30 protein-coding genes, 1 riboswitch and 1 other annotated feature are annotated in these 25,157 nt (G+C 35.4%); of the genes, 23 read left to right on the forward strand and 7 right to left on the reverse strand.

All coding sequences use genetic code 11. The features are described 5' to 3' along the window. The first annotated feature begins 233 nt into the window (after positions 1 to 233). From ACFQU5_RS01840 to ACFQU5_RS01885, 10 genes are all read left to right on the forward strand, one after another. Positions 234 to 2,447: a peptidoglycan D,D-transpeptidase FtsI family protein gene (locus ACFQU5_RS01840; protein WP_390284127.1), complete on the forward strand. Its 2,214-nt coding sequence runs from the start codon at positions 234 to 236 to the stop codon at positions 2,445 to 2,447. 273 nt (positions 2,448 to 2,720) lie between these two features. Next, positions 2,721 to 3,707, forward strand: coding sequence for a PstS family phosphate ABC transporter substrate-binding protein (locus ACFQU5_RS01845; protein WP_390284129.1), 987 nt, complete (start codon positions 2,721 to 2,723; stop codon positions 3,705 to 3,707). 89 nt (positions 3,708 to 3,796) lie between these two features. Next, positions 3,797 to 4,744 carry a phosphate ABC transporter permease subunit PstC gene (gene pstC, locus ACFQU5_RS01850; protein ID WP_390284131.1) on the forward strand — a complete coding sequence of 316 codons (948 nt, stop codon included), beginning with the start codon at positions 3,797 to 3,799 and terminating at the stop codon, positions 4,742 to 4,744. Between the two features lies 1 nt (position 4,745). Beyond that, positions 4,746 to 5,624 (forward strand): phosphate ABC transporter permease PstA, encoded by an 879-nt coding sequence (gene pstA / locus ACFQU5_RS01855; RefSeq protein WP_390284133.1) that lies wholly within the window; start codon positions 4,746 to 4,748, stop codon positions 5,622 to 5,624. A 24-nt stretch (positions 5,625 to 5,648) separates the two neighbouring features. Beyond that, positions 5,649 to 6,485: a phosphate ABC transporter ATP-binding protein PstB gene (gene pstB / locus ACFQU5_RS01860; protein WP_390284135.1), complete on the forward strand. Its 837-nt coding sequence runs from the start codon at positions 5,649 to 5,651 to the stop codon at positions 6,483 to 6,485. 21 nt (positions 6,486 to 6,506) lie between these two features. Continuing rightward, a complete protein-coding gene (phoU, locus tag ACFQU5_RS01865; RefSeq protein ID WP_390284137.1) occupies positions 6,507 to 7,166 on the forward strand; it encodes a phosphate signaling complex protein PhoU in 660 nt (219 codons plus the stop codon). A gap of 221 nt (positions 7,167 to 7,387) precedes the next feature. After that, positions 7,388 to 7,615 (forward strand) — a binding site (T-box leader). A 104-nt stretch (positions 7,616 to 7,719) separates the two neighbouring features. Continuing rightward, positions 7,720 to 9,108, forward strand: a complete 1,389-nt coding sequence (trpE, locus tag ACFQU5_RS01870) for an anthranilate synthase component I (RefSeq protein WP_390284139.1) — start codon at positions 7,720 to 7,722, stop codon at positions 9,106 to 9,108. Then, positions 9,105 to 9,692: an anthranilate synthase component II gene (locus ACFQU5_RS01875; protein ID WP_390284141.1), complete on the forward strand. Its 588-nt coding sequence runs from the start codon at positions 9,105 to 9,107 to the stop codon at positions 9,690 to 9,692. Before trpE ends, ACFQU5_RS01875 begins: the two co-directional genes overlap by 4 nt. A gap of 25 nt (positions 9,693 to 9,717) precedes the next feature. Further along, entirely contained in the window at positions 9,718 to 10,074 is a 357-nt protein-coding gene (locus ACFQU5_RS01880) for a DUF5071 domain-containing protein (protein ID WP_390284143.1), read from the forward strand. A gap of 98 nt (positions 10,075 to 10,172) precedes the next feature. After that, entirely contained in the window at positions 10,173 to 10,382 is a 210-nt protein-coding gene (locus ACFQU5_RS01885) for a sigma factor (protein ID WP_390284145.1), read from the forward strand. Positions 10,383 to 10,595: 213 nt separating this feature from the next. Here the strand turns inward: ACFQU5_RS01885 and ACFQU5_RS01890 are convergent, their stop codons facing one another. Next, complete coding sequence (locus ACFQU5_RS01890; protein WP_390284147.1) at positions 10,596 to 11,066, reverse strand: glutathione peroxidase; 471 nt, start codon at positions 11,064 to 11,066, stop codon at positions 10,596 to 10,598. 25 nt (positions 11,067 to 11,091) lie between these two features. Next, positions 11,092 to 12,297 carry an MFS transporter gene (locus tag ACFQU5_RS01895; protein ID WP_390284149.1) on the reverse strand — a complete coding sequence of 402 codons (1,206 nt, stop codon included), beginning with the start codon at positions 12,295 to 12,297 and terminating at the stop codon, positions 11,092 to 11,094. Between the two features lie 128 nt (positions 12,298 to 12,425). Here ACFQU5_RS01895 and ACFQU5_RS01900 point away from each other — a divergent pair, with 128 nt between their 5' ends. Beyond that, positions 12,426 to 13,313 (forward strand): LysR family transcriptional regulator, encoded by an 888-nt coding sequence (locus ACFQU5_RS01900; RefSeq protein ID WP_390284151.1) that lies wholly within the window; start codon positions 12,426 to 12,428, stop codon positions 13,311 to 13,313. A 70-nt stretch (positions 13,314 to 13,383) separates the two neighbouring features. Here the strand turns inward: ACFQU5_RS01900 and ACFQU5_RS01905 are convergent, their stop codons facing one another. Further along, entirely contained in the window at positions 13,384 to 13,905 is a 522-nt protein-coding gene (locus ACFQU5_RS01905) for a hypothetical protein (protein ID WP_390284153.1), read from the reverse strand. Continuing rightward, entirely contained in the window at positions 13,902 to 14,327 is a 426-nt protein-coding gene (locus tag ACFQU5_RS01910) for a hypothetical protein (RefSeq protein WP_390284155.1), read from the reverse strand. Before ACFQU5_RS01910 ends, ACFQU5_RS01905 begins: the two co-directional genes overlap by 4 nt. Before the next feature lie 160 nt (positions 14,328 to 14,487). On the opposite strand from ACFQU5_RS01910, the gene rpmG reads away from it, so the two are divergent. The 4 genes from rpmG to ACFQU5_RS01930 all read left to right on the forward strand — a co-directional run bounded on the left by rpmG (position 14,488) and on the right by ACFQU5_RS01930 (position 17,805). Then, a complete protein-coding gene (rpmG, locus tag ACFQU5_RS01915) occupies positions 14,488 to 14,637 on the forward strand; it encodes a 50S ribosomal protein L33 (protein ID WP_008408521.1) in 150 nt (49 codons plus the stop codon). Positions 14,638 to 14,715: 78 nt separating this feature from the next. Then, entirely contained in the window at positions 14,716 to 15,303 is a 588-nt protein-coding gene (locus ACFQU5_RS01920) for a 5-formyltetrahydrofolate cyclo-ligase (protein WP_390284158.1), read from the forward strand. Continuing rightward, positions 15,300 to 15,512: a YqgQ family protein gene (locus ACFQU5_RS01925; RefSeq protein ID WP_390284160.1), complete on the forward strand. Its 213-nt coding sequence runs from the start codon at positions 15,300 to 15,302 to the stop codon at positions 15,510 to 15,512. Before ACFQU5_RS01920 ends, ACFQU5_RS01925 begins: the two co-directional genes overlap by 4 nt. A 388-nt stretch (positions 15,513 to 15,900) precedes the next feature. Beyond that, positions 15,901 to 17,805: an LTA synthase family protein gene (locus tag ACFQU5_RS01930; protein WP_390284162.1), complete on the forward strand. Its 1,905-nt coding sequence runs from the start codon at positions 15,901 to 15,903 to the stop codon at positions 17,803 to 17,805. A gap of 97 nt (positions 17,806 to 17,902) precedes the next feature. Here ACFQU5_RS01930 and ACFQU5_RS01935 read toward each other — a convergent pair whose 3' ends face one another. Beyond that, a complete protein-coding gene (locus ACFQU5_RS01935; protein WP_390284164.1) occupies positions 17,903 to 18,085 on the reverse strand; it encodes a DUF2759 domain-containing protein in 183 nt (60 codons plus the stop codon). A gap of 165 nt (positions 18,086 to 18,250) precedes the next feature. On the opposite strand from ACFQU5_RS01935, the gene ACFQU5_RS01940 reads away from it, so the two are divergent. Further along, positions 18,251 to 18,895 carry an MBL fold metallo-hydrolase gene (locus ACFQU5_RS01940; RefSeq protein ID WP_390284166.1) on the forward strand — a complete coding sequence of 215 codons (645 nt, stop codon included), beginning with the start codon at positions 18,251 to 18,253 and terminating at the stop codon, positions 18,893 to 18,895. 256 nt (positions 18,896 to 19,151) lie between these two features. Here the strand turns inward: ACFQU5_RS01940 and ACFQU5_RS01945 are convergent, their stop codons facing one another. Together ACFQU5_RS01945 and ACFQU5_RS01950 are read right to left on the reverse strand one after the other, a co-directional pair. Continuing rightward, a complete protein-coding gene (locus ACFQU5_RS01945) occupies positions 19,152 to 19,394 on the reverse strand; it encodes a DUF2626 family protein (protein ID WP_036201966.1) in 243 nt (80 codons plus the stop codon). A 125-nt stretch (positions 19,395 to 19,519) separates the two neighbouring features. Continuing rightward, positions 19,520 to 20,218 carry a helix-turn-helix transcriptional regulator gene (locus tag ACFQU5_RS01950; RefSeq protein WP_390284169.1) on the reverse strand — a complete coding sequence of 233 codons (699 nt, stop codon included), beginning with the start codon at positions 20,216 to 20,218 and terminating at the stop codon, positions 19,520 to 19,522. Positions 20,219 to 20,513: 295 nt separating this feature from the next. On the opposite strand from ACFQU5_RS01950, the gene comGA reads away from it, so the two are divergent. From comGA to ACFQU5_RS01985, 7 genes are all read left to right on the forward strand, one after another. Beyond that, positions 20,514 to 21,524: a competence type IV pilus ATPase ComGA gene (gene comGA, locus ACFQU5_RS01955; RefSeq protein ID WP_390284170.1), complete on the forward strand. Its 1,011-nt coding sequence runs from the start codon at positions 20,514 to 20,516 to the stop codon at positions 21,522 to 21,524. Further along, the gene (comGB, locus tag ACFQU5_RS01960) at positions 21,505 to 22,575 is read left to right on the forward strand and encodes a competence type IV pilus assembly protein ComGB (RefSeq protein WP_390284171.1); all 1,071 of its coding nucleotides are present in this window, start codon (positions 21,505 to 21,507) and stop codon (positions 22,573 to 22,575) included. Before comGA ends, comGB begins: the two co-directional genes overlap by 20 nt. 16 nt (positions 22,576 to 22,591) lie before the next feature. Continuing rightward, the gene (gene comGC / locus ACFQU5_RS01965; RefSeq protein ID WP_390284173.1) at positions 22,592 to 22,933 is read left to right on the forward strand and encodes a competence type IV pilus major pilin ComGC; all 342 of its coding nucleotides are present in this window, start codon (positions 22,592 to 22,594) and stop codon (positions 22,931 to 22,933) included. Beyond that, a complete protein-coding gene (gene comGD, locus ACFQU5_RS01970) occupies positions 22,923 to 23,384 on the forward strand; it encodes a competence type IV pilus minor pilin ComGD (protein ID WP_390284175.1) in 462 nt (153 codons plus the stop codon). The genes comGC and comGD overlap by 11 nt, the downstream gene beginning before the upstream one ends. Beyond that, a complete protein-coding gene (locus ACFQU5_RS01975) occupies positions 23,377 to 23,694 on the forward strand; it encodes a hypothetical protein (protein ID WP_390284177.1) in 318 nt (105 codons plus the stop codon). The genes comGD and ACFQU5_RS01975 overlap by 8 nt, the downstream gene beginning before the upstream one ends. Next, positions 23,675 to 24,121 (forward strand): competence type IV pilus minor pilin ComGF, encoded by a 447-nt coding sequence (gene comGF / locus ACFQU5_RS01980; protein WP_390284179.1) that lies wholly within the window; start codon positions 23,675 to 23,677, stop codon positions 24,119 to 24,121. The genes ACFQU5_RS01975 and comGF overlap by 20 nt, the downstream gene beginning before the upstream one ends. Positions 24,122 to 24,322: 201 nt before the next feature. Beyond that, positions 24,323 to 24,835, forward strand: coding sequence for a shikimate kinase (locus tag ACFQU5_RS01985; protein ID WP_390284181.1), 513 nt, complete (start codon positions 24,323 to 24,325; stop codon positions 24,833 to 24,835). Positions 24,836 to 24,968: 133 nt separating this feature from the next. Next, positions 24,969 to 25,062: riboswitch (glycine riboswitch) on the forward strand. The last annotated feature ends 95 nt before the right edge of the window (positions 25,063 to 25,157 follow it).

The raw sequence follows: 25,157 nt of genomic DNA on the forward strand, positions 1-25,157 counted from the left end.
CGGCATTACAATAGGATAAAAGCTGTTGTCAGGATTTTTGAGGGTGGGAAAAAATTTCCATCCTCTTTATCGTTACAATCTATATTTCAGATGGAACCATTTTCTATTTTTACCGTCACAAAACTTGAAGATTACAACCTTCGATGCTTTTTAATCATTTGGTCAAATGCTATACTAAAATGTATGTATTGATCCTTGGAAAGTCAAAATTAAGAAAGGGGGAGCAATTACAATTGCGAAAAAAAACCAAAACTCAACGTGCATCCAGTGTAAAGGCAAAATACCGGGCTAGTTTGTCATTTCGTATGAACGTCCTTTTCTTTTCCATTTTCCTATTATTTTCCATGCTCATATTCCGATTGGGATATTTACAAATTGTAAAAGGTGAAGATTATGTACGAGCTCTCGAAAGAACAGAAGAAGTAGCTGTGAATACGAGCGTACCCCGTGGAAGAATATACGATCGATACGGAAGAGTATTAGTCGATAATGAACCCGAAAATGCTATTACATATACGAAAATGCAAACAACAACAACTTCGGAAATGCTAGAAATCGCAAACCAATTAGCAATGTTAATGGAACAGCCAGTTGATCGAGTGACATTACGTGATAAGCAGGATTTCTGGATAATGAAAAATAAAGAAATTGCATATGAGAAAGTAACTGAAAAAGAAGAACAAAAACTAAGAGAGAATGAAGAACTTGAAGAAAAAGAAATTCAAGCAGAGATAGATCGATTAGTTCGTGAACGTACTACGGAGGAAGATTTAGCACAGTTGACACAATTTGATTTAGAAGTATTGGCTATTTATCGAGAAATGTCATCTGGTTATAATTTATCTCCTCAAATTATTAAAAGTGAAGACGTGACAGACGAAGAATTTGCTCGAGTATCCGAAAGACTCTCAGACTTGCCGGGTGTGAATACGACAACAGACTGGAAACGTGTAAAATTATCTTCGTTAGCAATCTTGGGTAGAACCACAATTCCAAGTAAGGGCATTCCAAAATCGAAGCTTGACTACTATTTAGCAAGAGATTATTCGCGAAACGACCGTGTTGGGGAAAGTTATTTTGAAGCAAGCTATGAAGAACTTCTTCAAGGTCAAAAATCTGTTGTGAAAAATATTACGAATAAACAAGGGCAAGTAATCGATACTGTAACAACTTATGAAGGGGAACCAGGCAGTGATTTGGTTACAACAATCGATATTGAATTGCAGGCAGCAGCAGACCGCATTGTTGAAGAGAAATTGTTGGAATTAAAATCAATGAGCCAATCCCAGCTTCTGGATCGAGCGTTTTTTGTTATGATGGATCCGAAAACTGGAGAGTTATTGTCAGTTGTTGGCAAGAAACTTGAAACGGATAAAGAAACAGGAAAGAGATATATTGTTGATTATTCATATGGTTCATTTACAACTGCGTATGAAGTTGGTTCAACGGTTAAAGCAGCCACATTGCTAATGGGATATTCCGAAGGGGCTATCAAACCTGGAGAAGTTATGATTGACCAACCAATTAAGCTGGCTGGAACGAATGTTAAGAGCTCTATCTTTAACCGCAGTGGCCGAATTGCAATGAACGATCAAACTGCCCTGGAACGTTCTTCAAACTCATATATGTTCCAAACGGCTATTAAAATTGCTGGTTCAACATATAGTTATAATATGCCATTTAGAATTAAGGATGGTACACTTCAAACGATGAGAAATGCGTATGCACAATTTGGCCTTGGCGTAAACACAGGGATTGATTTGCCAAATGAATTTGCGGGGTTCGCTGGAGAGCTAACAGATAATGGTAAAATCTTGAACTTAGCCATTGGGCAATTTGATACCTATACGCCATTACAAATGGTGCAATATATTTCTACTGTTGCAAATGGTGGTTATCGAGTTCAACCACGAATGTTAAAAGAAGTACGTGAACCATCAGAAGATGGGGAAAAGTTAGGTCCTTTAGTTGAAGAAGTAACACCTAAAATATTAAACCGAATATCTAATTCAACCGATGAAATTAACAATGTTAAAGAGGGATTAAGAAAAGTATATGTTGGTTCGAAAGGATCAGCACGTTCTTATTTTGGTGATGCACCATATACGGCAGCAGGTAAAACAGGGACGGCTGAGGTAGTCTACTATGGGCCAATTCGAGATGAATGGGCATCAGAAACGATCAATATTGCGCATGTTGGTTTTGCACCCTATGAAAACCCGGAAGTAGCCTATGCGGTTATTTTCCCGTGGGCAACAACAAATTATAATATTTCATTGCCACATGCAAGCGAGACCGCTAGAGAAATTGTAGATGTGTATTTTGAGTTAAAACAGAAATATGCTAAAGAAGGGCAAACTTCAAGCTCAGTTAAACAAGAAATTTTACCAACTACAACTGGTGAAAAAATAGATGAAGATACAGAAGAAGAAACAGTAACTGAATAAATAATACGTATTGAAATCCCTTAGAAATTAATTTTCTAAGGGATTTTTTATGTTTTAGAGCATTCTAGAAGTAAGTTAAGAAATTCTTATAAGTTATATAAATTCGGTAGATGTTTAACTTATCAAAAGCTATTCAAAAAGTTTGTGTTAATTTACAAATTTCGATACCGATTTACAATTTCTTTACAAAGCATTTATATGACATCAATAAACTAGCTTTATAGTAATACCTGTAAGACAAACTTACTATGAATTTGATGGAGGAAATAAGAGATGAAAAAGTGGAAATACTTAACAATGACAGCCGCACTAGGCGCTAGCTTAGCATTAGGTGCTTGTGGATCAGAAGACACAGATACTGAGACAAACACAGAAGATGAAGCGGCAACAGGAAGCGAAACTAATACTACTGAAGATTCAGGTGATGCAAAGTTATCTGGAGAAGTACTAGGTGACGGTTCGTCAACTGTAGCACCAATTACAGAAGCTCTTGTTGAAGAATATGCTGGAGTTCAACCAGATGTAAAAGTATCTGCCGGTGTTTCAGGTACTGGCGGTGGTTTTGAGAAATTTATCGCTGGTGAAACTGACTTCTCTAACGCATCCCGTCCAATAAAAGAAGAAGAAATTGCTGAATTAGAAAAAGCAGGTATTGATTATACAGAATTCCAAGTTGCTAATGATGGTTTAACAGTAGTTATTAATCCAGAAAATGATTGGGCTACTGATTTGACAGTTGATCAATTAAAACAACTTTGGATTGAAGATGGTACGACAAAAAAATGGTCTGATATTGATCCATCATGGCCAGCAGAAGACGTAGTATTCTACTCACCAGGTACTGACTCAGGTACTTACGACTACTTCGATGAAGTAATTCTAGAAGGTGCTGATTTAGCAAAAGCTGCAACATTATCTGAAGATGATAACGTATTGGTTCAAGGTGTTGCTGGTGACAAAAACGCAATCGGATTCTTTGGTTATGCTTATTACCTAGAAAACCAAGATAAGTTAACAGCTGTAAAGATCGATGGTGTTGAACCGAATAATGAAACAATTGAATCTGGAGAATATACTCCACTATCTCGCCCACTATTCGTTTATGCGAAAAACACAGCATTACAAGAAAATGAAGCGTTCTATGACTTCATGAAATTCTCTTTAGAAAATGCTGGTGCTATGGCTGAGGCTGTTGGTTACGTAAAATTACCAGACGAAAAGTATGAAGAAGGCTTATCAACTCTAGAAGGCTTGAAATAATTAGTAATACAAGATTAATAAAATGTGTGGGAGCCCGCCACTAAGGTATCTCACACATTTTCTCACGTATTTTGAAGGGAGTTTGTACAATGGCTTCTCAAGGCTTAGGGAAAGAGCAATCTATTCAAGAAATGATTGCACAATCCCGTAACAGAAAAGGAAAGAAATTTATAGAAAAATTAATGCCCATTATTTTAATAATAACTGCACTAATATCTGTACTTACTACAATTGGTATCGTATTTACGTTAATTTTTGAAACGTTTGAATTTTTTCAGAGGGTATCAATTACTGACTACTTATTCGGTAAAGAGTGGCTGCCATTCTCAGGAAGTGAGCCATTATACGGAATCTTACCTTTAGTTCTAGGTACATTAAAAGTTTCGGTAATCGCAGCCTGCGTTGCTGTACCTTTAGGGATTGGAGCTGCGATTTATCTAAGTGAATATGCCTCAGACAAAACGCGTCGAACGATTAAACCAATCTTAGAAGTCTTAGCTGGTGTACCGACAATTGTGTATGGTTTCTTTGCCTTAACATTTGTTACACCATTACTTCAAGAATTGATACCGTCGCTGAAAATATTCAATGCCCTTAGTCCGGGGATTGTTGTTGGTATTATGATCCTTCCAATGATTGCATCATTATCTGAAGATGCAATGAGCTCAGTACCAAATTCGATCAGAGAAGGTGCTTTAGCCTTAGGTGCTACGAAGTTGGAGGTTTCAATAAAAGTTGTATTACCTGCAGCTCTTTCGGGAATCATCGCTTCTGTTGTATTAGCTGTTTCGCGTGCGATCGGAGAAACAATGATCGTATCACTTGCTGGTGGGGCTACGCCTACATTTGATTTCAATGTGACAGGGTCGATTCAAACAATGACTGCCTATATTGTTCAAGTTTCTTCTGGTGATGCAGGTTATGGAACGACAATTTATTATTCAATATATGCTGTTGGTTTTACATTATTTGTATTTACTCTAATCATGAATTTACTCGCACAATACATTTCTAAGCGCTTCAGGGAGGAGTATTAATATGAAATATATCGATGATACTGTTGTAATGAAGCGTATGAAATCGCGATTAAAATATAATTCTCTGTGGAAAATGATTTTCCTGATTGCAACATCACTAGCTTTACTTACTTTAGTCATTTTACTTGTACGTATCGTGACACAAGGCTCTGGATATCTTAACTTGGATTTTTTCAATAATTTTGGATCTCGCTTCCCGGAAAAAGCAGGCATTAAAGCGGCCTTAATTGGTTCCGTGTTATTGATGATTATTATTGCACCAGTTTCTATGATTCTGGGTGTGGGGACAGCTATTTACTTAGAGGAATATGCGAAGAAAAACAAGTTTACTAGTTTTATCCAAATGAATATTTCGAACTTAGCTGGAGTTCCATCAATTGTTTTTGGTTTACTTGGTCTAACTATATTTGTTCGTATGTTAGTGTTAGGGAAAAGTTTACTCGCTGCAGGTTTTACAATGAGTTTGTTGATATTGCCTGTCATTATTGTTGCTTCTCAAGAAGCAATCCGTGCTGTACCAAAGGAGCAACGTGAAGCTTCATACGGTATGGGAGCGACAAAATGGCAAACAATCACTCGTGTAGTATTACCTGCTGCAATTCCTGGTATTTTAACTGGTAGTATTTTGGCCTTATCCCGTGCAGTTGGTGAAACGGCTCCGCTAGTAGTATTAGGGATTCCGGTTATTCTGCAATTCTTACCTGATGGCCTTTTAAGTCAATTTACTACACTGCCGCTGCAAATTTATGACTGGGCAAAACGTCCACAGGAAGCCTTCCAGTACGTAGCTTCTGCAGGTATTATTGTATTGATGATTCTCCTTGTGATTATGAACTCTATTGCTATATTTATTCGCAATAAGTTCCAAAAACGATATTAAGGATGTGTGAAAGTGGTAGAGCTTATGAATAAAACAAATAAACAAGAAAATGTTAAAATAAAAACTCCGTCACAATTTGTGGGTGAAACAACTCAAGTAGTTGATAAAAACTCAGTTTTCAATACGAAAAATTTTAATCTTTGGTATGGGGATCACCATGCATTAAAAGATATTAATTTAGATATTAAGGAAAATGAAGTAACAGCGATTATCGGACCATCTGGCTGCGGTAAATCAACATATATTAAAGCGTTAAATCGTATGGTGGAACTAGTACCTATCGTTAAAACTAATGGGGAAATCAATTACCGTGGTCGCAATATTTTAGACTCATCTTATGAAGTAGAAGAATTACGTACACGCGTAGGTATGGTATTCCAAAAACCAAACCCATTCCCAAAATCAATCTATGATAATATCGCTTATGGACCACGGATTCATGGAATAAAAAACAAAAAAGTCCTTGATGAAATTGTAGAGAAGTCTTTACGCGGTGCAGCTATTTGGGACGAAGTAAAAGACCGTTTGCATCAAAATGCATATGGATTATCAGGTGGTCAGCAACAACGTATTTGTATCGCACGTTGTCTAGCTATTGAACCAGATGTAATTCTTATGGATGAACCTACGTCGGCACTTGATCCGATTTCAACTTTAAAAGTCGAAGAACTTGTTCAAGAATTAAAGGATAATTATTCAATCATTATCGTTACACACAATATGCAACAAGCAGCACGTATATCTGATAAAACAGCCTTCTTCTTAAATGGAGAGGTAGTAGAATTCGATCAAACGGATAAAATCTTCTCTACGCCAAAAGATCAACGCACGGAAGATTATATTTCAGGACGTTTCGGATAAAAAGAAGGGATTGGTTTATTCATGGCAGCTAGAGAGCGTTTTGATCATGAAATTCAGGCCATTCAATCAGAACTATTAAAGCTGAGTAATCTTTGTATTCAAGCTTTAGAAATCTCTTTTAATGCATTCATCGAAAAAGATATTGCTAGAGCGAAAGAAGTTATAGAACAAGATGTAATTATTAATCGATTAGAAGAAGAGATTAATAACCGTGTCATTTTGGTAATGACTCGCCAACAGCCCGTCGCAAAGGATTTGCGTCGTTTGGTTGTATTACTGAAAGCTGCCGCCGATATGGAGCGTGTTGGTGATTATGCAGTAAATATTGCCAAAGAATCGATTCGTATCGGAAAAGAGCGATTTATAACTTCTGTCGAATTGCTTGAAGATATGTGCTTTAAAACAACGGAAATGCTACGTCAAGTAGTCGAAGCTTTTGTTGAAGAAAATATGAGTAAAGCAAAAGAAATAGCTGAGTATGATGATCAGATAGATGAAATGTACGGCAACATCATCACACATTTAATGCGGTTAAGCTCGGTTGCACCTGAAAACATTTCGCAAATTACCTATTTATCCTTTATTTGTCGCTATATTGAGCGTTGTGCTGATCATGCAACAAATATCGCGGAATATTTACTCTATTTAAAAAAGGGTCAACGATATGATTTAAATCGTTAGCAATAGTGGAACTTCATGAAGATCATGGAGTTCCATTTTTTGGGGAATTTTCACCAAGTTGTTTTTTTGATGAGCTTTCATTTCTAGTGTTTTGTAGCATTGTCAGCATGAACTATTTAGCTTAATAACGTTTATAGCTATGGAATCGAGAACTTCTGGAAAAAACTAATAAAATTGTTTGAATAGCATGAAAAGTTAATATAAAATGATTGTAAGTAAATATTTTAGCAATGATGAAAAAGAGTAGTATTATGTAGTGGAATAGAGAGCTAGCGGTTGGTGGAAGCTAGAGCATGACATAATACGAATGGGCTTTCTAGCTTCTAGTATTGAACTGACAGTAGGTACTAGCGTGATGTTACGTTAAAAACAGTTAAGTGGACTAAAGCGGTTTTACGAACCAATCTTTAGTCAATGAAGGTGGCACCACGGCTCTTTCCGTCCTTTATGTGATGGAAGGGCCTTTTTATATTGTTTAACAGCATATTTACAAATTGGTTAAACACTAGTAGTGCAAGTAGAGCTGAGATGAGAAGAGAAAGGGAGAGATGAGATGACTGTTGAAGTGAAAAATTATGTTATCCATGAAATACAGGGGGATATGATGACGCCGATCTCGATTTTTGAGAGTTTGGCAGGAAGTAAGAGGATACTGTTTGAATCATCTGCTAAACATGAAGAAAGTGGTCGTTACTCGTTTATTGCCTTAAACCCAATTGCAGAATTAAAAGGAAATAAAGAAAATTACACTTATCAATTTCAAGAACATGAAGCTCAAACTGAGGATGGTTCTGTGCTGGATAAGTTACGTAGCATGTTACCAATTCAAGATGAATCCTATCCATTTTCTTTTTTTGGTGGGGCAATTGGTTACTTTGGCTATGATACAGCTTTTTATCACGAAGAAATTGGTGAAAGACTTCAAGATGAACTAACAATGCCGGATGTTCACGTATATTTTTATGACACATTTATTGTTTTTGATCACTTATCCCAAGTGGTATCAATTGTTTCGGTTGATTTGTTCCGAAGTGGAAGAACAGAAAGTGAAATGGAAAATTGCATAAAAACGATTGTGGATGACATCAAGCAAGGTGTCACATTTGTAGAAGAAGCAGCTGTTTCAGTACAATTTGAACCAACAATTCAAAAAGCTGAATTTATAAAAATGGTGGAGACAGCAAAAAGTCATATTGAAAAAGGCGACATATTTCAAGTCGTCCTCTCACAGAGATTTAAAACTCAATTTTCTGGGAACCCATTTTCTTTGTACCGTAAATTACGTACCTCAAACCCATCACCCTATATGTTCTTTCTCGAATTTGATGAATATACAATATTGGGCACTTCACCAGAAAGCTTAGTGAAAGTACTTGATCGAAAAATAACGACAAATCCGATTGCCGGTACTAAACCTAGGGGAAATACAAAGGAAGAAGATCTCAAACTAGAGCAAACACTCATTCAGGATGAGAAGGAGATTGCTGAACATCGTATGCTAGTTGATCTTGGACGAAATGATATTGGTCGAGTGAGTCAAATTGGATCGGTTCAAGTGACGAAGTATATGAACATTGAACGGTATAAACACGTTATGCACATTGTTTCTGAAGTCACTGGGGAGTTAAATGAGGATACACACGTATTGGATGTGTTAACTTCATGTTTGCCTGCTGGAACAGTCTCGGGTGCACCGAAAATTAGAGCAATGCAAATTATCAATGAATTAGAACAGCTTAAAAGAGGCGTCTATGCAGGAGCAATTGGCTATATCTCATCAAGTGGTAATATGGATTTGGCCTTAGCCATTCGAACAATGATTGTGAAGGATCAAAAGGCATTTGTGCAGGCTGGTGCTGGAATTGTTTATGATTCAATTCCGGAATCGGAATACGAAGAGACGATCAATAAAGCAAAAGCTCTTTTGGAGGTGCACAGATGATTTTATTAATCGATAATTATGATTCATTTACGTATAACTTATATCAACAAATCTCAGCTCTTAATAAGTCAGTCAAAGTAATGAGAAACGATTCCTTGACAATTGAGGAAATTCGAAAGTTAAAACCTGAGGCAATTGTTCTATCGCCAGGTCCTGGAACCCCTTCTGAAGCGGGAATTACAGTTGATATTGTAAAAGCGTTGTACAAGGAATTTCCAATCTTAGGTATTTGTCTTGGTCATCAATCTATTGGCGAAGCATTTGGTGGTAACGTCGTACGTGCCGAAAATATTATGCATGGAAAACTATCTACTTTAGATTATAAAAAAGTGGGAATGTTTGAATCGCTAGACGATGAGATTCAAGTCATGCGCTACCATTCATTAATTATTGATCCAACTACTTTACCTCAAGTATTAGAGGTAATTGCAACATCACGAGATGATGGAGAAATCATGGCCATTCAACATAAGGAATTTCCCGTTTTTGGCTTGCAGTTCCATCCGGAGTCAATTGGGACAGAGACGGGTACAAAGATGATTCAATCATTTTTGAAAAAAATAAATTTATTAAAAGTTATTTAGATTTAGCAATGGAAGGAGCAGAATTTTGGAAAAAACAGAAGATTACTTCCTAGCTATGACTAGTGAACAGCTTAGAAATGAATTCCCATTACTATTACAACTAGTTAGTGAAAATAAGCTAATGAAAACACAAACATTGGCTGAATTGTTGCTAAAATTCCCAACAGAGATTACACCATTTATTTTCGAGTTGTTTGAATCAAAAAGTTCAAATATTAGTGTGAAGGAATGGAGTTTAGACTACATTGTTCCTCAACTGCCGTTTTTTATGAAGATTGCTTTGGAAGATGCATTACAAAGGATTGCTCAATCCCCAACAGATGACGAAAAATTGGTCGGAGTTGATCTAAAAGCAAAGAACGTTCTAAATGGTTTTATCTAAAGTTAATTCGAGCACACATTTGAAAATAATGTGTGCTTTTTTCGTCTAATTTAAGATTTCCTACGTCTATAGAATAGAAATAAAAAAGGAGGGGCAATTTGCAAAAACAGATAGAAGAAGTACTCAATCTATATGGTGATTACTTACTTCGAATTGCTTATACATATGCAAAAGATAAACGAATTGCAGAAGAAATAATTCAAGATGTATTTCTTGCTTATTACAGGAAACATGACCAGTATAGGGAAGAGGCAGTGCTTAAAACCTACATAACAAAGATGACTATTAATCGTTGGTATGATTATTAGGGAAGTTGGAAAAACAAACACGAGCTTATATTTGAAAGGATTGTTGAAAACGGTAGCTCGATAAGAGTTTAATGAGCTGCATATAAAGTGAAGAAAGATTGGATATAACGAGGAGGGTTTTTACTTATAAATTTTACTACTAGCTTTTCAAAGAAGGTTGAACCATTATGGTAAACAAAAAGGACGCGAATTTGATTTGCGTCTTTTTACCAGCTACAAGTATTTTGCGATGTCGTTTTCAAACTTTGATGGTTTGTCTGTTGGGGCATAACGTTTCACAACATTGCCGTCACGATCGACTAAAAATTTTGTGAAATTCCATTTTACACTTTTCCCCAAAAGACCTTTCGTTTCTTCAGTTAAATGTTTGAAAAGAGGATGGGCATTTTCACCATTTACTTTAACAAGCTCATGCATTGGGAAAGTAACCCCGTATGTAAGTCGACAAGCTTCTGCTGCTTCGTTACCTGAGCTCAACTCTTGTTTGAATTGATCGGATGGGAATCCGAGTATTTCCAACCCTTGACCCTGATACTTTTTGTATAGTTCTTCCAATTCATCAAATTGGCCAGCTAGACCGCATTTTGTTGCAGTGTTAACAATAAGTAGGACTTTTCCTTCGAATTTTTTTAGAGAATAAGGTTTGCCATTTTCGTCTTTTACATCAAAGTTATATATGTTCATTGTCATCCTTCTTTCTTAAGGCACTCTAAGTGTTCTCAAGCTTTCTCGATTTTCGATTCAACAATACCATTGTAACAGCTAACGTAAAGGCTGTAATGATGCAAGCACTAATAAATGCAATGACTCCATTCCATCCCCATCTAGCCCAGAAAAATCCGCCCGTTGTACCACCAACGCTGGAACCAAAATAATAGGCAAATAGATAAAGTGAAGATGCCTGTGCTCGATCTTTCGTAGCACGATAACTTACCCAGCCGCTTGCGATGGAGTGGGATCCAAAAAATCCAAAGGTAAAGACGACCATACCTGCAATTTTAATAATGAGGTTAATAGGGAGTGTGAGTAAAGCACCGGTGAACATAATAGCGATTCCGGCAAGCAATACTTTTTGGCGGCCAAATTTATCTGACAGACTGCCGAACCATGTGGAACTAAACGTCCCAACTAAGTACACAACAAATATCCACCCGACAACTGTACTACTTAAATTATATGGTGAATCGAGTAGTTTATAGCTAATATAATTATAAAGAGTGACAAATCCGCCCACTAACGTAAATGAAATTCCAAATAAACAAAGTAAACCGGGATCTTTTATATGATGAAACAATGACTTTGTTAATGCTTTAAATTCAAGCTTTCTTGGTGTAAAATTCTTTGAAGCTGGGAGCGCCCAGACAAAATAGAGACAAATAAGTAAACTCAATAATCCCGTAAAGACCATCCCGAGCTGCCAACTGAAGAGGTCGCTCATTGTACCCATTATAATTCGGCCAGATAACCCACCAATCGAATTTCCACTAATATAAAGTCCCATTGCGACCCCGAGACTTTTAGGATCCATTTCTTCACCTAAATAGGCCATCGCGATTGCAGGAACTCCAGCAAAAACAAATCCTTGCAACATCCGTAATATTAAAAGTGTTTCAAAGCTTGGAGCAAAAGCAAGTAGCACAGTCAGGATGGAAGCGGCGAATATCGAAATGGTCATTAACCGTTTACGTCCCCAAGATTCTGAAAGGGATCCAAATAATACTAAGGTAACAGACAATACGCCTGTTGATAAAGAGAGGGAGAGACTTGCTGTAGCTGGGGATATACCAAAGGATTCCGTAAATTGCGGAAATAATGGCTGTGTTATATATAGATTAGCGAAGGTGATAAAACCTGCAGCAAATAGAGCTAAAATTGCCAAGGTAAATTCTTTTGTACCTTTTTGTATATAATTCATGATGATACGCCTCTTTTTCAAAATTAACATTCTTTTGAACTTTAATTTATTATAATGAAGAAAGAGTAATAAGGATAATTCATTATTTTTATCTATCTTATAAATTTTAGTAATAAGGAGTCCGCAAAATGGATTTTAATTCACTTCAATATTTTGTTTTAGTTGCAAAATTAGAGAACATGTCCCGTGCAGCTGGAATTTTACATATTACACAACCAGCTCTGAGTAAGTCGATTTCTTTATTAGAAGAAAACTTGGGAGTAGCTTTATTCGATAGAAATGGACGGTCGATCAAATTGAATCGTTATGGCAGATTTTTTTTGGAACGTGCGGAGTCTATATTAAAAGAATATGACGTGGCAAAAGAGGATCTTTTAAATCTTGTTTCTCCAGGACAAGGAGTGGTTTCCATTGGTTTTATGCATACACTGGGTCTTGAAGTAATTCCACAGTTAATGGCTGCTGTAAAAAAAGTCTATCCTCAAATGAAAATTCAACTTACCCAAAGTAACTCAAGTACTGTACTAAATAAGCTTGAAGTAGGTGAGCTTGATTTGTGCTTAATTTCATCATTAGATACGTATAAAGATTTGGTTTGGGAAAAACTTTGGGAAGAAGAACTTTTTTTGATTGTTCCAGAGAATCATCGACTTGCCAGTGAAAAGCAAGTACAGCTTAAGGATTTCGCTGATGAACCCTTCATCTCCATTAAAAAGGGGAATACGTTACGTAAATCTGTTGATGATTTATTTAAACAGGAGGGTTTTCAACTGAATGTAGCGTTCGAGGGTGAAGAGGTTCATACACTTACAGGCTTAGTCGAAAGTGGTCTTGGTGTATCGCTGATTCCATATATAAAGGGGCTCGAACAATATAAAATTCGTCTTTTAAAAGTAAATGCACCCAATTGCCGTCGTGAAATAGGGTTGGCGTATATAAGTAAACATTTTAAAAGTGCAGCTACAAAACTCCTTGCAAACTATATCCGAGAGTATTTTCAAAAAATCAAAAGTTGATAATAAGGGATGTAGCGTTTAACACAGAAAAAGTGAAGCTGCTTATAAAAAATTGGCTTCACTTCAATTATTAATTGTCTGATTTCCCCGTAATAATATTCGCAATTTCTTCTATGGACATGGAAGAATTTAATTGGAATTGTCCTTTTTGAATGGAAGTAGCATACTCTGGTTGTGCTAAAAATAGCTCCATTTCCACACTGTTCGTAACAATCTTCATGTCTTTAAGTTTTTGCGCGACTTCAGCGGGTGTTAAACCAGCATAAATATAGAGTGTATCAGTTACTTCTTGATCTGTTGTCCCAGAATCGGCTACTGTTTCTTCAGATTTATTAGTCTCATCTTTTGACGTCTTATCATCTGTTGCCGTTTCTTTTGATGGTTGTTCCGGTTGTTCTTGTCCGAGGGTCGAGAGTTGTTCATTAGCATCTTTTAACTGTTGTTCCAATTGAACAATTTTCGTTTTATATTGTTCTTCCGTATTGGTTTCTGACGAAGAAATAAAAGGAATGTGAATTCTTTCTGAGAAAGTGATTAATAAACCGATTGCAAAACAAGCAATACCAAAGGCGCGTAAAGATGATTTTTTCATCGGTTGCCCCCACTTTTCAATATTGAAATTATTTGCTCTTTTGATAAAGTAGACATTTTACTAATTTCGTCAACTGGATATCCTTGTTTATTTAGTTGAATTACTTGACTAACCAGTATCTCGTTTATTTGTTGGGTGTTAGTGGCTGCATTTGTTTGTTTTGTATGTGGAGCTTGCGCGCTATTTTGATAAGCTTCCAATTGTTTTTTACCCGTGCTGTTTCGTTTAACTGTAAAATTTGGTTCTAAAAGTAACTCTTCCTCTATAAGTTTCAATCGCTTTTTTAATGAATTTGTTTCTTGATAAATACTGATAGATAAATCCTCGAAGTCTTGCTCTAATTTTTTTGAAGTATCTTTTAGGAAATATGAAGCAACGATACAGATAATACCGATGATCATTAAAATCGTTGAAAATTCCACTTTGTTTCCTCCGTTGACAGGCATTTTACGTTATTTTACCATAAGAAAAGTTAATAATAAATCATGCTAGATTTTTTTTCAGTTTATGTTATAATGATTTAGTCGTATAAATCATGCTCAAATGTGATACAAGTCTTGATATAGAGTGGGAGGGTTAATAATGCGCGTAAACATTACTTTAGCTTGCACAGATTGTGGCGAACGTAATTACATTTCTAAAAAGAACAAACGTAACAATCCAGAGCGTCTTGAACTTAAAAAATATTGCTCTCGCGAGAAGAAATACACTCTTCACCGTGAAACTAAGTAAGCATTATTGCCAAAACCACTTGTGGTTTTGGCTTTTTAATTATAAATAACAAATAACTTTTATAGGAGATGAATTAAATTGAATAAGAAACTTTTACGAAATCAAGTCAGACACTCCTTACAGAAAATCGACTCTGAACAGTTTAACCTTTCATCTCTACATATAAAGGAAACTTTACTTAAGGAACCTTCTTTCATAGAAGGAAAGACGATTGCTATCACGATATCCAATAAACAAGAAGTTGATACTAAAGAAATTATTGAATCTCTATGGAAGCTTAAGAAGAAAGTAGTAGTACCAAAGTGCAATACCATTGACCGTTCTATGAATTTCTATGAAATCGAGAATTTCAATCAACTTGAAAACGTATATATGGATTTATTGGAGCCGATTCCGGAATGTACCCATCTTGTACCTGCCGAAAAGATCGACTGCATCATCGTGCCAGGAATCGTCTTTGATATAAAAGGATATCGAATTGGGTATGGTGGGGGCTACTATGATCGCTATCTCACCCAATTTAGAGGGATGTTAATCTCCTTGGCATTTAGTATTCAAATAAGAGAAAACGTACCGGTAGAAGATTTTGATATACCAGTAGATCTTATAATAACAGAAACGCGTAGAATCGATTGCGTGAAAAATCGAAAGGAGTCTAATTTATGAAATCAATGAAAGATATATATGACCTATTAAAACAGTACGGTACATTTATTTATACAAGAGATCGCTTAGGGGATGTACTTTTGATGGAGGACGAAATACGTGAGCTATATAAAGCAAAGGTATTGGAGCCGAAAGACTTTCAGACGGCAATGTTAATTTTAAGGCAAGAAGCTTCTCGGATAGAAAAAGAACAAAAAAACCTTCATTAGTCATAAATTGATACTGTAAAAATTAGATTTTTTTGTAATATTTTCATTTTTATGTTTGAAATAGTCAATTAATGTTAATAAATGTTAAGTATATGTTAATTAAATGAAATGAACGAACAGTGGATGTTTTCCACTGTTTTAATTTGGGAACCTTTTTGTAAATGAAACGTAAATAAACATAGGTAATTATTAAAAAACGTCATATTGTATGGTGTTTCTTGTAATATTCTGTCGATTAGTTTTTCTGTAGATAGTATTGCTAAATAAAGTAAAAAAGATTAAGATAAATTTTGTTTATTATAATCTTTGTTGATTCGTTGTAAATTTTATTTCACAAGTCATGTATTCCACTAATATATATAAATTTTGTAGGAAAGGATGTTTTGGAATGAACTCATTTAAATGGCCCAAACATTCGATATTAGCTATTGCAATTATTGCAACTTGGCTTAAGACAGTAATAGTGTATCATACGAGCTTCGAGCTGGATATTGAAAATGCCATGCAAGAGTTAATATTGATTATTAACCCATTAAGTTTCATCTTATTTGCATATGGTATATCATTATTCTTTAAAACAACGAAGGTACGAAACCGTTATTTGATAACAGTGAGTACAATTTTAGCAATCGTACTATTTGCAAATGTTGGTTTCTATCGATTCTATAATGATTTTATAACCTTTGCAGTTTTATTCCAGACTAGTAATTTCGGCGATTTGGGTAATTCTGTAGCTGATATTATTAGTTTAACTGATATTCTGTATTTTGCAGATGTGATTGTGCTGCTTTTAGCGATTAAATATATTCCTAAAGTACAAGGGCTTACTCCTGTAAGAATCGAAATGCGTCGTGCTTATTTTGTCCTTTCAATGGCAATGGTATTCTTGAATCTGGGTTTGGCTGAAACGGAGCGTCCTGAGCTTTTAACGCGAGCTTTCGACCGTGAGTTGCTTGTAAAAAATATCGGTACCTACAATTATCATCTGTATGATATCTATGTCCAATCAAAATCTAGTGCACAGCGGGCATTGGCCGATGGTAGTGAATTAGTTGAAGTAGATAATTATGTTCAAGCGAATCAAGCCACAGTTAATGAAGAAATGTTTGGAAAATATAAAGGACGCAACTTGATTCTTGTTCAATTAGAGTCATTACAAAGCTTTGTTCTTAATAATGAGATGAATGGGGAAGTCGTAACTCCTTTTTTAAATTCTTTAACTACTGATAAAGATACCTACTATTTCAATGATTTCTATCATCAAACAGGCTTAGGTAAAACAAGTGACTCCGAGTTCATAGTCGAAAATTCACTTTTTGGATTAGGACGTGGGGCAGTATTCTTTACTCATGGCCGTAATACATTTAACACAATGTCAGAAAAATTAGGTGAAAATGGTTACTTTACAAATGTAATGCATTCCAACAATGCATCGTTTTGGAATCGTAACGAAATATACGAGTCATTTAGTATTGATCAATTCTACGATATTGAATCGTATGATGTAACAGACGAAAATTCAGTAAACTGGGGATTAAAAGATATCCCGTTCATGGAACAATCTGTTGATTTAATGACTGACATGGAACAGCCATTCTATTCAAAAATGATTACTTTAACAAATCATTATCCTTTTACTTTGGAAGAAGAGGATATCATGATTCCTGAGTATAATTCAAACTCAGGCACATTAAATCGTTATTTCCAAACAGTTCGTTACTTGGATGAATCAATTAAAGTATTGTTTGATGAGTTGAAAAAATCAGGTCTATATGAAAACTCCATTATTGTGATGTATGGTGATCATTATGGAATCTCAGAGAACCATAATAAAGCAATGTCCATGTATTTAGATAAAGAAGAAATTACAGCTTATGATAGTGCTCTACTTCAATCTGTTCCTTTATTCATCCACGTTCCAGGTTCAGGGGATGGAAAAGTAGTTGAGGAGGCTTCCGGTCAAATCGACTTACGACCAACTTTGTTGCATTTATTAGGAGTTGAAACGGCTAATGACATGCAACTTGGTGCAGATCTTTTCTCCGAAGAGCATGAGGACTTCGTTATTTTTAGGGATGGTCGGTTTGTAACAGATGAATTAGTTTACGCTGGTGAAGTATGCTATAATCGTGAAACAGGTGAGGAAATAGGAATCGAAGTATGTCAGCCATATATTGATCGTTCACTAGTCGAACTAGAATACTCAGATGAAATTATCAATGGTGACTTATTGCGATTCTATGATGAAGAAACAGGCAATTTACATCAAGATGCACTAGAAGTGGAAGAGTAAAGTAAAGGGTTATCTCCGGTAAAGTAATGGAGATAACCCTTTTTTAATAAAAGTAGAAAGAAAAAACGAGGTATCTATAAGATACCTCGTTTTTATCTTAGTGATGTAATTGTGGTGGGTAGCCTTGATTTAAAATTGTCATAACTACAAACCAACCAAAAATTGCTGCAGTAGCAATACTAAAAACTAAAGAAAGGATATTCTTTTCTTTGATTGCCTGGAAGAAATTTACTACTGCAAAAATTGCTACTAAAGCGAAAATAACCATTAATAAGTTCATTAAAAAGACACTCCTTTCGACATCAATAGATGCATGTCGATAAACAATATTCCTTCTTTATTGTAAATCACCTTACCCTGTTTGTCGAGAAGAAATAATCTGATTGTTTGACTAGACAATGTAATTTTTTTCTAATCCATGTATAATAATCGAGAGGTGATTTCAATGTTAAATGTTAAAGCATATAGTTTAGGCCCAATTCAAACAAATTGTTATATAATTAGTAATAAGCAAAAAGACTGTATAATATTCGACCCAAGTGAAGAATCTTCAAAGTTAATAAAAGTAATTCAGTCAAATCAATTAAAACCAAAAGCCATCTTTTTAACCCATACTCATTTTGATCATATTGGTGCTGTGGAAGATCTAAGAGAGCAGTTTAATCTGCCTTTATATGTACATGAAAAAGAAGTCGCTTGGCTTGGTGACCCAATGAAAAATGGTTCTGGAAGGTATGCAGAGCTTCCGAATTATATTGTTCAAAAACCTTTGGAAGAGCATATCATACGCAAGGAACAATCATTTAATGTGGCGGGTTTAAGTTTTAAAGCAGTTTTTACTCCAGGCCATTCACCTGGCAGTATTTCATATATTTTTGAAGAAGACGGTTTTGCAATCGTAGGGGATACATTATTTGAGGGAAGTATCGGTAGAACAGATTTACTTGGAGGTTCTCATAAGCAGCTAATAAATTCCATTCATGAAAAATTATTAGTATTACCCGACGATACAATTATTTACCCTGGACATGGCAGCTATACGACTCCAGCACAAGAAATGGATACGAACCCATTTTTAAACGGATTTTAAATAATTATTAAACGAAAACGATTCTACATTGTTTGAATCGTTTTTTTGTTCTTCAAGAAACAGTAAAATTGCTCTGTGTGAATCGCATTAATACAATTTCATAAAGCATCACCCTCCCGAAGTAGTGGACTGTCTAGGAAGCGAAAAAAGATTGTTTTAATTAGGCACTGCTGGAAGCTTCTAGGAGCCAGGTACCGGTCTTGCACTTTTGGTATAAATAAAAAACATCGACCGAGTATTCAGTCGATGTCATTTATTAGTGGCCTGCACCAGGTACGTGTATAAACGTAGTGTAGTACGTAAATCCTGCGAAGAATATTGTTAAATAAGCTCCGAAAATGTACATGTACATGCGCTCTGTTAGGTTTAAGAAGCCTAATAATAAGAATAAAATTGTATTACCAACGAATAATAGCGAAACCTCGTACATATCACCAAGGTAGAACATAACGGCAAAAACACCAGTCCAGAAAGCCATAACTTTATACATGTTACTCATGAAGTATCCCTCCTTTTTCCAAACGACACAATAATATCATCTTTTATTATAAATGATTTGAAACTATAATGTAAACTCAAACTTGCATTAAGTTTGTGACAATAGAGTAGAAAATACTAGAGACATTAATTTGGTACCTCTATTTCATATTGACAATTCTCACAATTATGGTTCATACTTTCCACTTGTACAAAGTCATTTTGTGTAAATAGTGCATCAACTTGTCCTTTCAAAAAAGATTCATGTAGAGTACATATAATTTCATTATCTGTAGAAAATTGATTTTTAAACGGACAGTTATAAATTGAGAAAGTTATTTTTCTTCCCTTATTAGTTTCTACGATTTGCGGTATATATCCAATCATTGAAGATGCAGTAGTTAAGAGTTTAATTTTTTCATCAAAATCAGTTAGAGCTAATCCTTTTCTGCCTTTGAGCAATAGATTCATTTCAGATTTTCCATCATCATAACTAATTCGTTTAGCTTTCTCGAGAGCAACAGGTCCCAATTCATTTAATAGTAGCATTGACCATTTTATTAATCGACGATCATCTTTCTTTGGAAAACTTAATTCGATTCCTTGTTCGGAAGCTTTGTATTCCCGTCCTGGTCTTCCACCTTTGCCGGATTTCACAAAGTTAGCTGACAGTAAATTAATTTCTGAAAGCTTCGTCAAATGAAGTCTGGCAACATTGGGATGAATATTAAATTGGTCCGCAATCGCTTGTACAGTAAATGATTTTTTTTGTTGAAGCAGGAATTCATATATCTGGTATCGTGTTTCATCGGATAATGTACTCGTTATTTTTAAAGGATGTATCATGCCATGCAATCACCTTTCCACTATTTTTTTACTTTTCTTACAATTTTATTTTAACTTTACTGAAATAGAATTGATATAGAAATTATGAAGTAATTATACAATTACCGCAAAACTGATAGATTTTCTGTTTATTCTATGAACAGAGTTATTGAAGCCAAAATAGAAATTTCCCCAAGTTTAATGTACTCAAAAATTAAACTTAGGGAAAAGGGTTTTCAACTTAAAAGTACCAAGATATACTGGCTATAAACAGTTGCGGTCAACTAATTGCTCTAAAAAACAAGGAGGTGTTTTTATGGAGATAGAATCGGTTGTTGAGAGCAAGAGTATGCAATTATTGTTAAAGGCACTTCACTTCGGGGCATCTGATATTCATATTGTTCCTCAGCAAGGTAGCTATTCTATCCATTTCAGAAAATATGGGAAGCTATTTCCAACAAGCGATCTACCGAATGAAATCGGTGATAGAATTATTTCTTATTTTAAATTTTTATCAGCTCTTGATATTAGTGAAAAAAGAAAGCCTCAAAGTGGTTCTTTCCAGAAGGAACTTTTGAATCAATTATACGCGTTTCGCGTGTCTACATTACCCTCGATTTTTAAAAGAGAGAGTTTAGTTATTCGAATCCTTGTACAAAACTCCCGCCTTCCAATCTCTTCTATATCTTTAAATCCAAATTCGGCACAAAAATTAATTCAGCTCGTTTCCAACCGACAAGGTTTATTGCTATTTTGTGGCGCTACTGGATCAGGAAAAACCACAACGTTATACTCCTTAGTCAATCATGCGAGCGAAATGCTGGCACGCCATGTTATTTCGCTGGAAGATCCAGTTGAGAGCAACCAATCTAATTTACTGCAAATTCAAGTGAACGAACGTGCGGGTGTCACATATGCCACAGGTTTAAAGGCTATTTTACGGCATTCTCCAGATGTTATTATGATTGGGGAAATTAGAGATGGTGAAACAGCAAAGATTGCCGTTGAAGCAGCGCTTACTGGCCATTTAGTACTTTCAACTATACATGCAAAGGACACAGTCAATTGTATCTATCGGCTGCTGGATTTAAATATCTCACTCGAGGAAATTAGACAAGCTGTCATTGGTATCATTGCCCAGTCGCTAGTACAAGTAGGAAGTGAAGAAAGAAAAGCTCTCTATGAAATTTTGAGTGACCTCAATCTTGTTGATGCAATTGCGGCAACTATGCGAGGCGAACAGTATAGGCTGCCACAATCTGAAAGGCTAACGAATCAGCTGGCTTCATATGAGGTGAGAAAAAGAAATGCATCTACTACTTCATAAACTAAAAAACCTCTCGTTCCGCCCTAATAAAAATAAGAAAGTACGAGAGTTACCTTCCTTCCTGAACCGAATCAGCACATTGTTGAACGAAGGGTATACTTTCCCGGATTCAATTGATATGTTGTTGCCTTATCACGTAGATAATCCCGCTGAATGGCGTAATATGATTGAAGGAAAATTGAAAAATGGTGAAGATTTAACCGAAATCTTGCAGTGTTTTTCTATTCCAAAACATTTTTTAATAGCTATTAAAATTTCAGAGGAAAGCGGAAAACTTGCTCAAAGTTTGCAATCCATCTCTACACAACTAGATTTTAATGAAAAAATGAGAAAAAAAATAATCCACCTATTAAGCTATCCTATTCTCCTTAGTATTGTTCTAATGAGTATCTTTTTTGCATTTCGCCTTTACTTTCTACCAAATATCACACAAATACTAAATACTAGAACTGAGGTTAGTAGTAATACTACTTTATTGATCTCATCAATTTTCCTCCGATTGCCGGATATATTAGGCTTTGCGTTCATTATTGCTCTTTGCCTCGTTATCACCTCTATTGTTTTCATCCAGAAACAAGATGTCCAGAAACGATTACCAATGATGTTGAAGCTCCCCATAATTAATTACTTTTACAAAATGCATATCACAAATCAATTAGCCAAAACGATGGGGGACCTTTTAATCGGAGGATTTTCACTTCAACATGCCCTTACCATACTACAAAATCAACAACTAAATAAGACATTAGCCTATGTGTCAAAAGAAATTGAGAGGCAAGTAATTTTTGGTGAGTCACTTTCATCGGCTGTCTTTAATTTAGGCTGGTTTTCAGCAAAATTCGAAGAGTTTATAAAACACGGAGAAAAGAGTGGTTATTTAGGAAGGCAATTATTAATTTACAGTGAGTTGATTGATGAAAAATTACAATATTTTATCAAAAAAGGGATTTCAATTATACAACCGATGTTCTTTATCATCATTGCGTTAAGTATCATTGCAGCATATTTAAGTATTCTGCTTCCGATGTACGAACTAATTGAAATAATTTAACAGGAGCGTGTATCACTTGAATAATAAGAACGAAAAAGGATTTACTCTAATCGAAATGCTAATCGTTTTGCTAATAATATCGGTTCTCATATTGGTTACGATACCAAATGTTACAAAACACTTTGCGACAATTGATAATAAGGGGTGTGAAGCCTATTTGCAGATGGTGCAGGGGCAGGTCGAAGCCTATAAAATTGATCATAACACTTTACCTACATTAAGCCAGTTAAAAACTGAAGGTTACTTGACCGATGAAGAAGAAACTGCATGTCCTAATGGTGACTTGATTGAAATAGAAAGTAATGGAAATGTAGTAGCAGTCAAAAAGTCAAGTCCTGAGGATGCGAGTGGTAGCTAAGTTTCGCACACAAGAGTATATAAAGAATCGCAAAGGGTTTACCTTAGTTGAAATACTCCTTGTACTATTTATTTTCCTTCTCATATCTTCAATCGTTTTTCAAATAACAGTCAAGCTTTCAGAAAAACGAGCAGTAGATCAGTTTTTTCAGCAGCTAGTATTAGATATTCAAGAAATGCAAGCACGGGCAATTCATAATGAAGAGACGATCTACGTCCAATTTTATAATGACAATCATTATAAAGTCTTCGATGTATCTACTGGAGAAACCATATTGGAAAAGGATTTCCCGAGTAATATTAAGCTTGATATTTATAGCAATTTGAAACGTTTTATTATTAATCCAAAAGGTGAGGTTTCGCCTTTTGGAACCATAAAGTTTGATACCCCTTATGGAAAAAAGGATCTAATTATCTATATTAAAGAAGGACGGATGAGGTTGGTTGAATAGTAAAGGAATCGCATTTGTAGAGACACTGCTAACGGTTGTTATTGTTTTGGTTATAACGGGTTCATTAATTCCATTAACCTATCAATTAAAAACTACACTATATAACCAAAAACTAGAACTGCATGCGTCTGAAACAGCTTTAGAGGCCGCAAAATTGATAAAATCCCAAACTGTATTTAGTGGGACCAAATCCATTGATCAAAATGAATATCAATGGACATATGATGGAGAACAAATTTGTGTCCAATTTAATAATTTAAGTGGAGAGCGAGTGAAATGCATCAATCGAAATGAGAATAGTTCAAAATAATCAAGGTTACACACTCCTTGAAGCTCTTTTTTCCTTTGTCGTCTTTGTCCTTCTTTCTCAAATTTTGTTGTTGGTAATGTTTTGGATTAAGCAAATGGATACGACCTTCTTTACTAAAGAACATGTACAATGGGAACTTTTTGTTCAAGATGTCCAGCAATCTTTCTCAAATGTTAAAGAGGTTAGATTATCAGACCAATCCAATACAGTAGAAGTCTTCTATACGGAGTCGAGAGAAACAATAAAGATAAATCGCAGCGGGGATGTTCTGCGTCAGACAGTGAATAATGAAGGGAATATTCCGTTGTTAATAGGAATTGATAGTGCTGTGTTTGGTTGGGATGGAGAATTTATCACCATAGCTGTAATCTTTCAAAATGGTATAGAAAAGGAGAGGAGGTTTTTTGTTCAAACGAATACGGAATGAGAGAGGAGCAACTTTTGCACTTGCTATCCTGTTGCTATTGGTGACAACTTCTTTTATTACTTTCTATTGTTTATCCTACGAATCACAAATAAAGTTGTATAATTCGTTGGAATTCACCAATGTTCATGCTACGATAAACCTACTGAAGGAAATTGTTAGTAGGTAGTAGATAGATTTTGGAAAGTCAAAGAAGGTGATAGCATGCGAAAAATATATTTAGTAGGCTTCATGGGATGTGGTAAGAGCGCTATCGGACGAAGGCTAAGTTATTTTTTAAGAGTGCCATATTATGACATGGATCATGAGATTGTTCGGCAACAAGGGATGTCGATTCCTGAAATATTTGAGGAATATGGGGAAGCTCATTTTAGAACATTGGAGACAGAATTTCTTCTTAACTTCCGTGACGAAGCATGTATTATTGCAACTGGCGGTGGAGTTGCAATAAGTGAAGAAAATCGTAAAATAATGCGTCGCTCCGGGTTGGTCTTTTTTTTAGATGCAACATTTGAAGATATCTATATGCGGATTAAAAATGATAAAAATCGACCAATCGTGCAACGTTCTACTAAACAAGAGTTGGAACTGTTGTATCAAACAAGAAGAAAATTCTATCGAGCTGCCGGGCATATTCGAGTATTAACAGAGGGCCGAATACTTCGTCAAATTGTTGAGTATATTGGATTCCAAGTGAATCGTTTAAAAGGCGAATGATATCTAAAGACTTACTATTAATGTTCGCCTTTGAACTAAATTTAAAAAAAGATTGCCTTTTCATAACAACCAATGTTAGGATATAGCCAAGAGAGGTCGTATTTAGTACATTGAATTATGAATATTTGCGCGGATGATTGTGCGGGGAGAGAACGTGAAAAGCGTCGCCGAAGGAGCAAGTAGTGAAGAACTATGAATCTCTCAGGCAAAAAGACTCGTACAGGACGCATCTCTGGAGAGTGCTGTTTCGTTTTGTTTGATTCAGCCACCAAAGGGGAAAGCCAATTTTATCGTTTCAAAATTACTATGAACGATTTGGTGT

The organism is Ureibacillus sp. GCM10028918 (assembly GCF_042666115.1).
Taxonomy (GTDB): domain Bacteria; phylum Bacillota; class Bacilli; order Bacillales_A; family Planococcaceae; genus Ureibacillus.